Source organism: Gordonia sp. C13 (assembly GCF_023218005.1).
GTDB classification, from domain to species: Bacteria; Actinomycetota; Actinomycetes; order Mycobacteriales; family Mycobacteriaceae; genus Gordonia; species Gordonia namibiensis.
Genome location: NZ_JALPSY010000048.1, coordinates 1 through 11,574, shown reverse-complemented (window position 1 = coordinate 11,574; position 11,574 = coordinate 1). Strand labels below are relative to the sequence as shown.

Here is an 11,574-nt window from a genome sequence, read left to right as displayed (position 1 = left end):
AGGCGGACCGGGTACGTGTGGTCGACGATGTCCGGCACGATCGTGCCCTCGACGAAGATGCCGTGCCAGATCATGAAGATCAGCACCGTCCACAGGCGACGGCTGTTGTCGACCACGCCTTCCCGGTGCTCGTTGAGCATCGCGATCACGGCGTTCTTGTCGAAGATGTGGTCGGTCTGGCTCTTGGTGATCGTGTCGTGGGCCCAGTCGTACATCTCGGTGCCGGCCAGCCAGTGGCGGATCGGGACCGGGAAGCCGAGCTTCTTGCGGTGCAGGACGTGCGCCGGGACGATCTGCTCGAGCGCCTTGCGCAGGGCGTACTTGGTGGTGCCGTGCGAGATCTTCTCGTCATGAGGCAGGCGCTCGGCGACCGCGAACACCTCGGGGTCCAGGAACGGCACGCGCAACTCGAGGGAGTTGGCCATGGTGATCTTGTCGGCCTTGACCAGGATATCGCCGCGCAGCCACGTGAAGAGGTCGAGGTGCTGCATGCGGGCAACCGGGTCCCAGCCCTCGCTCATCGCGTAGATCGGCGCGGTGACGTCGGTGTGGGTCCACTCGGGGCGGTAATCACGAAGTACCGCGCGGAGTCGCGCGTCGTCGAAGCTGCGGGCGTTGCCGTAGTAGCGCTCCTCGAGGGTGAGCGAACCGCGGTGCAGCAGGCTCTTGCCGCGGGTGCCCTCGGGGATGCGGTCGGAGATCTTGCCGGCCGCCCGACGCAGTGGGCGGGGGAGACGGTCGAAGGCCGCGAGCGACAGCGGCTCCTTGTAGATGGTGTAGCCGCCGAACAGCTCGTCGGCGCCCTCACCGGACAGCACGACCTTGACGTGCTTGCGGGCCTCGGCGGCGACGAAGTAGAGCGGGACCAGGGCGGGATCGGCGACAGGGTCGTCGAGGTACCAGACGATCGACGGCAGCGCTTCGATGAACTCCGACGGCCCGACGACCTTGACGACGTGCTTCGCGCCGATCGCCTCGGCCGACTCGGCGGCGACGTCGACCTCGGAGTAGCCGTCGCGCTCGAAGCCGGTGGTGAAGGTGATCAGGTCGGGGTTGTGGCGGATCGCCAGCGCGGCGATGGCCGTGGAGTCGATACCGCCCGACAGGAAGGAGCCGACGGTCACATCGGCGCGCATGTGCTTGGCGACCGAGTCCGCGAGGACGTCGGCGATCTCGTCGTAGCGCTTCTGGCGCGTGGCCTCGGTCACCGGCTTCACGCCGAACTGCGGCGTGAAGTAGCGGCGGATCGACAGCGGGCTGCCGGGGGAGGCGGTCGCGTGGCAACCCGACTCGAGCCGACGGATCGACGCGTGGATGGTCTCGGGTTCGGGGACGTACTGCAGCACCGTGTAGTGCTCGACTGCCCGCGGGTCCAGGTCCTTCGACAGGCCCACACGTTCGATGAGCTCGAGCAGCGACTTCTTCTCGCTGCCGAAGAGCAGTCCGCCCGGTCCCGATGCGACGAACAGCGGCTTGATGCCGAACGGGTCGCGCGCGAGGAACAGTGACCGGTTCTCGGTGTCCCAGATGGCGAAGGCGAACATGCCGCGGAGACGGCGAACGGCGTCGGGACCCCAGTGGTGGAAGGCCGCGACGATGGCCTCGCTGTCACCCTCGGTGCGGAAGATCGCACCCTCGTTCTCGGCGAGCTCGGCGCGGATCTCCAGGTAGTTGTAGATCTCGCCGTTGAAGACCAGGGCGTAGCGGTCCGGGTTCTCCGGCGGACCCCAGCGCAGCGGCTGGTGAGAGTGCTCGATGTCGATGATCGACAGGCGGTTGAAGCCGAAGACGATGTTCTCGTCGTGCCAGGTACCCGGCTCGTCGGGGCCGCGATGCCGCATGCAGTGCGAGGCCACCGCCACCGCGTCGACGACCTCGGCGGCCGTCCGGTCGGATGTCAGAAGGCCGAGCAGACCACACACGTTGGCTTCTCCCCAATCTCGTCGCGAGCACAGGTCCCGACGGACGTCGGGTCGCGTCCGAGTATGCCTGAGCCACCAGCGGGATTCCGACCTGGAGGGCTCGGACACGACCGGATCAAACCCCAATCACGAAAGCTTCTCCCGGTTGGTCTACGCTGCGTAGTACTAGGTGCGAGACTTGCCGTGTGCCCACGGCGGGTACTTGCCCTGTGCAGGTCATGTGGCATGCACTCACTGCGGCGCAAGTGCGCCGGTGAGCGAGCAGGAAGGCGTGAAATTGGCACACGGTGGACGGCCCCGAGCGCGGCGTGTCTCATCCGCGTCGCGGACGGTGAAGCGACTGGGTTTTGTCGCGGCACTCGGACTCGGCGCGCTGCTGATGTCGGGATGTGACGCGCGTGACGCGATGCGGTTCGGTTGGCCCGAGGGCATCACGCCTCAGGCGCAGAAAATGGGCGATCTCTGGACCTGGTCCGTCATCGCCGCACTCGTCATGGGCATTCTGGTCTGGGCCCTGATCTTCTGGACGATCACGTTCCACCGCGCGAACGACGCCAAGAAGGGCGTCTTCCCGCGTCAGACGGCGTACAACGTCCCGTTGGAGCTCACCTACACGGCGATCCCGTTCGTCATCATCGCGGTGCTGTTCTACTTCACCGTGATCGTGCAGAACGACGTCGAGGGCAAGAACGACGACTCCAAGGTCGTGGTCGATGTGACCGCGTTCCAGTGGAACTGGAAGTTCGGCTACAACAAGGTCATCTTCAGCGACGGATCGACCTACGACGGCTTCGAGGCCGCGGGCAACCCGTTCGAGGTCCAGGGTCAGGTCAGCGGCGGTGCCGAGTCCGAGCACGCCGGCGGCAGCGATCATGGTGGCGAGCACGGTGAACTCCCGGGTCCCGCCGGCGGCCGTGACGACGATGTCCGCGACTACCTGAAGTTCGACAAGATCGAGACCGTCGGGTCGTCGTCCGAGGTTCCGGTTCTGGTCCTGCCGACCGGTAAGCGCATCGAGTTCAACATCGCCTCGGCCGACGTCATCCACTCGTTCTGGGTGCCGGAGTTCCTGTACAAGCGCGACGTGATGCCGTTCCCGAAGGAGAACTCGACCGACCCGATCTTCCAGATCGGCTCGATCGACCGGACCGGTGCATTCGTCGGCCGCTGCGCCGAGATGTGCGGTACCTACCACTCGATGATGAACTTCGAGGTCCGCGCGGTCTCGCCGGAGGACTTCGACAGCTACATCCGGTTCCGCCAGTCGAACCCGGAGGCCACCAACGCAGAGGCGCTCGCCGCCATCTGCCAGGCGCCGGAAGCGGTCAGTACGGTTCCGTTCGACACCCGTCGTGATGGCGGCGGGAAGGTCGGAGCCACCGGCAACCCGGATGACCCGACCCTCGCCAACTGCACCAAGAAGGAGAGCTGACGATGAAGATCGAAGCACGCCTCTTCGAGATGTTGACAGCCTTCTTCGCGCTCACGGGCGTGGCGTACACGCTGTTCACAGCGTTCACCAGCAAGGGCATCGAATGGGTCGGCGTTGTCGGTCTGTTCTTTGCCGCGGGCCTGACCCTGATCGCCGGCACGTTCTTCCGATTCGTGTCGCGTCGCGTCGAGATCCGGCCCGAGGACTACGAGGATGCCGAGATCGAGGATGGTGCAGGCGAGCTGGGCTTCTTCAGCCCGCACTCGTGGTGGCCGGTCCTGATCGCCCTGGGTGCCTCCACCTTCGCGGTCGGCTTCGCCACCGGTAACTGGTGGCTCGCGATCTTCGCAGCTGTGGCGATCATGGGTGCCGCCGCCGGACTCGTCTTCGAGTACCACGTCGGTCCCGAGAAGCACTGAGCGCGCACGAGTACCACCACAGACGACGCCCCACCTCCCATGGTGGGGCGTCGTCTTTTTGTCTGCGTCAGCGGCTTTCCGGGCCTCGGCGGCTCATCGCCGCACGGGGCCATAGACCTTGAGCCTACGGTAGTCGACACGGAAATGGGCGTCGGTGAAGCTGTCCTCGACCTCGCCGTCGTGGGACACCGCCACCGGGCCGCCGACGGCGGTGAACCGGAACTCGGGGACCTGCATCTCGTGGTAGAGCCGGGACCGCTCCAGACGGCCGGCGGCCAGTGATCCCAGGAGACGCAGGGTCGCCCAGCGGTGACCGGTCTCCAGGATGCGCACGTCGAGCAGGCCGTCGTCGAGCCGTAGGCGCCGTGTCGGCAGGAAACCCGTGGGCTGGTAGATCGAGTTGCCGATCAGGAACAGGGAGACGTCGAGGACCCGCCCGTCGACCTCGATGCACACGTGGGCATCCTTACGGATCACCCGGAAGATCGCGGCGGCGGTGGCGAGCGGACGGCTGATGCGATGCCGGAGCCGCTCTCTGATGCGCACGAAGTGTGGATACGCGCCGATGCTCGCGGTGTTGAGGATCAGCCGGGAGTCGTTGAGCCACACCGCGTCGACCCGGGACACCGAGCCGGTCGCGATGGCATCGACGGTGTCCTCGACCGTCCTACAACCGATGTCGCGAGCGAAGTGGTTGAAGGTGCCGGCTGGGAACACGGCGAGCGGCAGGTCCGCGTCGATGGCTGCGCGTGCCGCACAGGCGACGGTGCCGTCCCCACCCGCGACGCTGACGATCGATGCGCGTGCCGCGGCTTCGGTGAACACCGTTGCTACGTCGTCGTCTTCGTCGAGCTCGACGATCTCGGCCGCGGGAAGGGCCTCCCGGATGTCATCGAGGACACGACGACCGCGCCCATCCGACGACGCCGGATTCACGACCACGATGAGACCGGCGCCGTCCGGACGCGGATCGGCGTCGACGACCGTCGGATCGGCGAGGGAGATCGACGGGCGGGTGATGGGCGGCACGACACGTGTTCCCAGTGTCGCGACTGTCGCACCGATCCCGAGTCCGACCACGACGTCACCGGGGTAGTGGGCCCCGGTCGCGACACGGGACAGTCCGACGAGGCCGGCCAGCGCCGACAGGAGAAGACCTGCGGGCGGACTCTCCACGGCCACGCCCACCGCGAATGCTGCTGCGCTCGCGGAGTGTCCAGAGGGGAACGAGCTCGACGTCGGTTGCCGGCGTCCGCGACGGGGGACGGGGATGAGCCCCGTGGACGGACGTGCACGGCGTCGAATCCGCTTGGCGCCCTGGTTGGTCACGAGACTGGTGACGGCCAGCGAGGCGACCCCTCGGGCGGCTCCCCGCTGCAGTGACGGACGGCCGGAGACCGCCAACCCGGCGGCAATCGCCATCCAGAGCTTCGAGTGGTCCGCCGCATGGGTCAACACCGGCATCGTCTTGTCCAGCAGCGGGCTCGGCGACCGGGCGATCGAGTCATAGATCTCGGCGTCGAGAGTGCCCATCCCACGGGTGATCTGGGACAGGCCGGAACCGCGATGACGTAACCGGCGCATGGTGTCCACCGTGCCATATCCGGTGGGGTAGGGGAGTGGCAGCAGAAGTGGTGAGCACAAAGAAAGCGGGCCGTCGTGCACCAGATGGTGCGCGACGGCCCGCTTTCTTTGTATGGAACTACTCGCCGAGTGGGTTTCCACCCTTGGCCTGGAGCTCGCGAAGAGCCTTGCGCTCGCCGGCCTCGATCTCGTGCTCGAGTTCGGCGTTCCGCAGCTGCTCGTCCACGGGGTCGGCGGTCAGGATCGAACCCGTACCCGGGGCGCCGGCGGAGCCGAGCTTGTTCATCCGCTTCGGCAGCGCAACACCCTCGTAGGGGAGCGGGATCGGGTGACCGTGGCTGTCGACCGGGCCGAGCGGCTGGTGCAGCTCGATGTACTCACCCTGCGGCAGGCGCTTGATGATGCCGGTCTCGATGCCGTGTGCCAGGACCTCACGGTCGCTGCGCTGCAGCGAGATCGCCCAGCGGTAGGCGATGAAGTACACCACCGGCGGCAGGATGATCAGACCGATGCGACCGATCCACGTCGTCGCGTTCAGCGAGATGTGGAACTTGAACGCGATGATGTCGTTCATGCAGGCCAGCGTGAGCAGGATGTAGAACGAGAACGCCATCGCGCCGATCGCCGTGCGCACCGGGGTGTCACGCGGACGCTGCAGCAGGTTGTGGTGAGCGTCGTCGCCGGTGAGCTTCTTCTCGATCCACGGGTAGGCGAACATCAGACCGAACATGATCGTGATGATCAGGACGACCCAGTTGGACATCACCACGGTGTAGTTGCCCAGGTACAGCTCCCACGCCGGGAACAGACGGATCAGACCGTCGGTCCATTGCATGTAGATGTCCGGCTGCGAACCTGCCGAGACCTGAGCCGGGTTGTACGGGCCGATGTTCCAGACCGGGTTGATCTGGAATACGCCCGCCATCACCGCCAGCACGCCGGTGACGAAGGCGAACATCGCGCCGCCCTTGGCGGCGAACACCGGCATGATCCGGACACCGACGACGTTCTTCTCGGTGCGGCCGGGGCCGGGGAACTGGGTGTGCTTCTGGTACCAGACCAGCGCCAGGTGGGCGCCGATGAGGGCCAGGATGATGCCCGGGAACAGCAGGATGTGCAGCACGTACAGGCGCGGGATGATGATGTCGCCAGGGAAGTCCCCACCGAACAGTGCCCAGTGAATCCAGGTGCCCACGACGGGGATGCCGAGGACGATGCCACTCATGGCGGCGCGGACGCCGGTGCCCGAGAGCAGGTCGTCGGGGAGCGAGTAGCCGAAGAAGCCCTCGAACATCGCCAGCACCAGCAGGAGGCAGCCGATGATCCAGTTGGCCTCACGCGGGCGACGGAACGCACCGGTGAAGAAGATGCGCGCCATGTGGATGATGATCGACGCCGCGAACAGCAGTGCTGCCCAGTGATGGATCTGGCGGACGAACAGGCCACCGCGCACCTCGAAGGAGAGGTTCAGAGTGGTCTCGTATGCCTTGGTCATCATGACGCCGTTGAGCGGCTGGTACGAGCCGTCGTAGACGATGTGCGTCATCGACGGATCGAAGAACAGCGAGAGGTAGACGCCCGAGATCAGCAGGATGATGAAGCTGTAGAGAGCGATCTCACCCAACATGAACGACCAATGGGTGGGGAACACCTTGTTGATCTGGCGACGCATACCCGCGGCGAGGTGATACCGCGAGTCCACTTCCTCGGCTTGTGCGCCGAGACGGTCTGCGATGGTCATGACTTACGCTCCCAGAATGCCGGTCCGACGGGCTCGATGAAGTCGCCTGCCGCAACGAGGTAACCCTCATTGTTCACCGTGATCGGCAGCTGTGCGAGTGCGCGGGCGGCCGGGCCGAAGATCGGCTTGGCGTACTCGAGCGCGTCGAACTGCGACTGGTGGCAGGGACACAGGATGCGATTGCTCCGCTGTTCGTACAGCGATGCGGGGCAACCGAGGTGGCTGCAGACCTTGGTGAAGGCGAAGTAGTCACCGTAGTTGAAGCTCTCCTGACCCTGACGCTTGATGGCGCGGGCCGCGTCCTCGGGACGCAGACGGATGAGCATGACGGGGTTGCGGACCTCGTGCAGGCTCTCCATCAGCGCGTGACGGGAGTGCTCGGTCTCGCCGAACCCATTGGAACGACGCCACGGGAACACGGTCTCCATGCCGCCGGCGTCGAGATCCTCGGGGCGGACCAGGGCGACCTGGTACGGGTTGCCCGTGTCGCGACGCAGGTAGATGGTCTCGTTCGGGTCTTCCTTCGAGTTGTAGATCGGCGACCAGCCCGAGTGCCACAGGGGAGCGTTCTCCCGCTCGGCCCACGGGTTCTTGATGAAGCCACCGAGGAAGGCGACGAGTCCGGTCAGTGCGAACGCTCCCAGACCGAAACCGGCCGAACCGATGATCATCTTGCGACGACCCAGGGTCGACGTGGTGCCGGTGTCCTGGAGGAGTCCGACGATCGTCTTCTTGTCGACCTCGGCCGAGCCGCCGTCGTGGCGGTCCTGTACGGAGATCTCAGCCGGGATGAACTTCTTGGTGATCAGGATCAGCGCGACGCCGATGGACAGCACCGAGAGACCGAACGTCGCACCGAGGAGCGGCGTGTTGAAGGTGTACCACCAGTAGTTCGGGTCGTCCGGAAGGGCGAATTCCCAATGGTTGAACAGGAAGATGCCCAGGCAGGCGAGGGCAGAGATGCCGGCGATCGTGAACCAGATCGCGACCTGGCGCTCGGCGCGCTTCTCGACCTTCGTACCCGGCACGTGGTACCGCTCGGTCCGGTGAATGATCTCGACACCGTCGAGATTGGTACCGAGTTTGACGAGCTCTTCGGTGCTCATCTGATCCAGTTCGTCCCGCGACGGGACGTCCTTGTCACTGCCGCTCATGCTCGAGATCCCATCCACATGGCGCCTGCGACGATGGCGATGACGCCGACAAACCACATCACCATGCCCTCGCTGACCGGCCCGAAGCCGCCCAGGCCGAGCCCGCCGCTGGGCTGAGCCTCGGTCACATACTTGACGTAGGCGATGATGTCTTTCTTTTCATCCGGATTCAGCTGCCGGTTCGAGAACTTGGGCATGTTCTGCGGACCTGTCAGCATCGCGGTGTAGATCTGTGCTTCGCTGACGCCGTCCAGGTTGGGAGCGAACTTGCCCGAGGACAGGGCCCCGCCACGACCGGTGAAGTTGTGGCACGACGCGCAGTTGAGACGGAACAGCTCACTGCCTCGACCGATGCTGTCACCGCGGAGCGAACCCTGGGCGATCGCGCCGTTGGAGTCGCGCGGGACCTGCGGTCCGCCGCCCTCGGCCTGGATGAAGGCGCCGAGCTGATCGATCTGCTCGGTGGTGAACTTGGCCGGCTTGCGCTGTGCCTGTGCCTCACCACGTGCGGCCGGCATACGGCCGGTCGACACCTGGAAGTACACGGCGGCATCGCCGACGCCGAGCAGTGCGGGACCACGGTCGGGCACACCCTGCAGGTTCGCGCCGTGACAGGTGATGCACGAGGTCTCGTAGAGCTTGCGACCGTCGTTGATCATCGCGGCGTTGCTCTCGTCCGCCACCGCGACCTGGGGGTCCGGGGTCAGAACCGAGGCGAGCACACCGGCCATGACCAGACCGGCCAGGAGCACGATGGTGCCGCTTGCGCGTCGACGGAGCTTGCGTCGGGCCTTGGCGCGGCGGGCGTCGGTGCCGCTATCCGACGGTCGCGGTGGAGATGAACTCATCTGTGACTCTCTACTAAGCGGGACGGACTGTTTGTTAGAGCGATTTACGCTGTGCGTTCGACAGGCGAGGTGCGCTCTGCGGGGCTGGCCGCGCAGAGCGCGGGGTCGCCGTCATCGGATGAAGTAGATCGTGACGAACAGTCCGATCCAGACGATGTCGACGAAGTGCCAGTAGTAGGAGACAACGATTGCGGCGGTTGCCTGCGCCGGGGTGAACTTCGAGAGCTTCGTGCGGATGAGGAGGTAGACGAATGCCACCAGACCGCCGATGACGTGCAGGCCGTGGAAGCCGGTCGTCATGTAGAAGACGGAGCCGTATGCACTCGACGACAGCGTCGTGCCGTGCTCGACCAGGTGGTAGTACTCGTACGCCTGGCCGCACACGAAGAACGTGCCCATGGCCAGCGTGATGACGTACCAGCGGCGGAGGCCGAAGACGTCACCTCGCTCGGCGGCGAACACGCCCATCTGGCAGGTCACCGAAGACAGAATCAGGACGGTCGTCACCGGTATGGCGAGACCGAGATTCAGCTCGGTTGGCTCCATGGGCCAGCCGACAGCGGAGTTGGCCCGGGCGACGAAGTACATCGCGAAGAGGCCAGCGAAGAACATGAGCTCACTGGACAGCCAGACGATCGTGCCGACGCTGACCATGTTGGGACGGTTCAGCGAATGGACGCGCGAGGTGATGGCTGTTCCTGAGGTACCTACGGCGCTTGTCACAAGTGAAGTATGACGGTTCGTAGTAAGCGGTGGCCACCCGGGTCGGATATTGGGGGCAGGTTTTTGTCCCGCTGCAGGTCGGGGGCCCTGTGGTGTCGACTCCGGCGTGTCCGCAGACCCTGTTCGACGGCTCTGTTCGCGACCTTCTCACAGTGACTACGGTGAGTTCATGTCGAGTTCGGATTCCTCGGGTCCCCGCGACCTCAACGGGCGGGTCGTCGCCCGGGGTCGCCTGGCGCGCCTGCGTTCCCGGTTGCGGGGCGGTGGCGGTGCCGGTCCGTTGGTTCTCACCGACGAGGTCGTGGTCGTCGCGGGTTCGGACGATGACGCGATCGCCTCGTCGACGGCCCTGGAGGCGTCGTCGTGGCGGGCAGAAGAAGAGGTCATCCTCCGTCACGATCTGGAGGTGCCCGCGGATCGGCTCGGCGACGCCGCCGCGGTGGCCGCGCTCGACGGGTACGAGGTGGTCGACGACGACCGTTGGGGGTCGCCGCCGCAGGCCGTCGACGACCGGCTCGAGGTACTCGTCCTGGCGCGTGTCCAGTTGCTCGACGCCATGCATCTGTCGCAGGAACGGTCCCGGATGGCGAGTCTGGGATCCCGTCACGACGGAATCGCCCGCCGATGGTCCGTACTGCAGCGTCCGCCGGGCGGGGCGGGGCACTAGGCTCTCTGCCTGTGAGTACCGCACAGTCCGCCTTCACCTGGCCGCAGATCCTCGGCAAGATCACCGATCGCATCGACCTGTCCGCCGAAGAGGCCGGCTGGGCGATGAACGAGATCATGACCGACAGTGCCAGCGGCGCCCAGATCGCCGCCTTCGGCGTCGGCGTGAAGATGAAGGGCGCCGCGCCCGGCGAGCTCGTCGGTCTGGCCCAGGCCATGCTCGATCACGCCACGCTCGTCGAGGTGAGCCGTCCGGCGGTCGACGTGGTGGGTACCGGCGGCGACCGGTCGCACACCGTCAACATCTCCACGATGACCTCGATCGTGATCGCCGCCGCCGGTGTCGCGGTCGTGAAGCACGGCAACCGCGCGGCGTCGTCGAAGAGCGGCGGTGCCGACGTGCTCGAGGCGCTCGGGGTGGACATCACCCTGTCGGCCGACGCGGTCGCGCAGTGTGTCGACGAACTCGGTATCGGGTTCTGCTTCGCTCCGGTGTTCCACCCGGCGTTCCGGTTCACCGGTCCGCCGCGCAAGGAGATCGGCATCCCGACCGTGTTCAACGTGCTCGGACCACTCACCAACCCGGCACGCCCCAAGGCAGGCCTCATCGGCTGCGCCTTCTCCGACCTCGCCCCGGTCCTCGCCAGCGCCTTCGCCGACCGTGGCGGTTCGGCTCTGGTGGTACGCGGCGACGACGGCCTCGACGAACTCACCACGACCACGACGTCGACGGTGTGGCAGGTCGTCGGCGGCCAGGTGTCCCAGCTCAGCGTCGATCCGGCCGATCTCGGCATCGCACGCGTCCAGTTGTCCGCGCTGCAGGGTGGCGATGCGGTCGCCAATGCTGCCATCGCCCGCGAATTGTTCTCGGGCACAACAGGTCCCGTACGCGACGCGGTGTTGCTGAATTCCGCCGGAGCGATCGTGGCGTTCGAACAGCAGGGTCCGATGACCTCGGACGAGCTGACCGAGGCACTCGGTGCCGCGAAGGATCGTGCCGCCGACGCCATCGACTCGGGGGCGGCGGCGACGCTGCTCGACCGTTGGGCGTCGCTGAGCACCCAGCTGGGGTCGGCGGCCCGCGG

The 11,574-nt window shown here is 66.2% G+C and carries 10 protein-coding genes; 4 read left to right on the top strand and 6 right to left on the bottom strand.

From position 1 onward, the window contains the following. Positions 1–1,922 (bottom strand): asparagine synthase (glutamine-hydrolyzing) (gene asnB / locus M1L58_RS22820; protein ID WP_248660573.1); only part of this gene is annotated, 1,922 nt, incomplete at its 3' end. Positions 1,923–2,253: 331 nt separating this feature from the next. Here asnB and ctaC point away from each other — a divergent pair. Both ctaC and M1L58_RS22810 read left to right on the top strand, forming a co-directional pair. Next, positions 2,254–3,354, top strand: a complete 1,101-nt coding sequence (gene ctaC / locus M1L58_RS22815) for an aa3-type cytochrome oxidase subunit II (RefSeq protein ID WP_006867834.1) — start codon at positions 2,254–2,256, stop codon at positions 3,352–3,354. A gap of 2 nt (positions 3,355–3,356) precedes the next feature. After that, on the top strand, positions 3,357–3,773 hold the full coding sequence (locus M1L58_RS22810) for a cytochrome c oxidase subunit 4 (RefSeq protein WP_248660572.1): 417 nt from the start codon (positions 3,357–3,359) through the stop codon (positions 3,771–3,773). Positions 3,774–3,866: 93 nt separating this feature from the next. Here M1L58_RS22810 and M1L58_RS22805 read toward each other — a convergent pair whose 3' ends face one another. The 5 genes from M1L58_RS22805 to ctaE all read right to left on the bottom strand — a co-directional run bounded on the left by M1L58_RS22805 (position 3,867) and on the right by ctaE (position 9,823). Beyond that, positions 3,867–5,357: a bifunctional phosphatase PAP2/diacylglycerol kinase family protein gene (locus tag M1L58_RS22805; protein ID WP_248660571.1), complete on the bottom strand. Its 1,491-nt coding sequence runs from the start codon at positions 5,355–5,357 to the stop codon at positions 3,867–3,869. Positions 5,358–5,475: 118 nt separating this feature from the next. Beyond that, positions 5,476–7,098: a cytochrome bc1 complex cytochrome b subunit gene (qcrB, locus tag M1L58_RS22800; RefSeq protein ID WP_248660570.1), complete on the bottom strand. Its 1,623-nt coding sequence runs from the start codon at positions 7,096–7,098 to the stop codon at positions 5,476–5,478. Beyond that, entirely contained in the window at positions 7,095–8,252 is a 1,158-nt protein-coding gene (gene qcrA / locus M1L58_RS22795; protein ID WP_006867830.1) for a cytochrome bc1 complex Rieske iron-sulfur subunit, read from the bottom strand. Before qcrA ends, qcrB begins: the two co-directional genes overlap by 4 nt. Beyond that, positions 8,249–9,100 carry a cytochrome bc1 complex diheme cytochrome c subunit gene (qcrC, locus tag M1L58_RS22790; RefSeq protein ID WP_248660569.1) on the bottom strand — a complete coding sequence of 284 codons (852 nt, stop codon included), beginning with the start codon at positions 9,098–9,100 and terminating at the stop codon, positions 8,249–8,251. The genes qcrA and qcrC overlap by 4 nt, the downstream gene beginning before the upstream one ends. A 111-nt stretch (positions 9,101–9,211) precedes the next feature. Next, positions 9,212–9,823: an aa3-type cytochrome oxidase subunit III gene (ctaE, locus tag M1L58_RS22785; RefSeq protein WP_248660568.1), complete on the bottom strand. Its 612-nt coding sequence runs from the start codon at positions 9,821–9,823 to the stop codon at positions 9,212–9,214. Between the two features lie 169 nt (positions 9,824–9,992). On the opposite strand from ctaE, the gene M1L58_RS22780 reads away from it, so the two are divergent. Beyond that, on the top strand, positions 9,993–10,490 hold the full coding sequence (locus M1L58_RS22780; protein WP_248660567.1) for a hypothetical protein: 498 nt from the start codon (positions 9,993–9,995) through the stop codon (positions 10,488–10,490). 11 nt (positions 10,491–10,501) lie between these two features. Continuing rightward, positions 10,502–11,574, top strand: a 1,073-nt coding sequence (gene trpD / locus M1L58_RS22775; protein ID WP_154884381.1) for an anthranilate phosphoribosyltransferase, incomplete at its 3' end; no start/stop codon positions are given.

Coding starts and splice junctions, on each gene's coding strand:
- M1L58_RS22810 (WP_248660572.1), top strand. CDS start 3,357: ATGAAGATCGAAGCACGCCTCTTCGAGATGTTGACAGCCTTCTTCGCG.
- M1L58_RS22805 (WP_248660571.1), bottom strand. CDS start 5,357: ATGCGCCGGTTACGTCATCGCGGTTCCGGCCTGTCCCAGATCACCCGT.
- qcrB (WP_248660570.1), bottom strand. CDS start 7,098: ATGACCATCGCAGACCGTCTCGGCGCACAAGCCGAGGAAGTGGACTCG.
- qcrA (WP_006867830.1), bottom strand. CDS start 8,252: ATGAGCGGCAGTGACAAGGACGTCCCGTCGCGGGACGAACTGGATCAG.
- qcrC (WP_248660569.1), bottom strand. CDS start 9,100: ATGAGTTCATCTCCACCGCGACCGTCGGATAGCGGCACCGACGCCCGC.
- M1L58_RS22780 (WP_248660567.1), top strand. CDS start 9,993: ATGTCGAGTTCGGATTCCTCGGGTCCCCGCGACCTCAACGGGCGGGTC.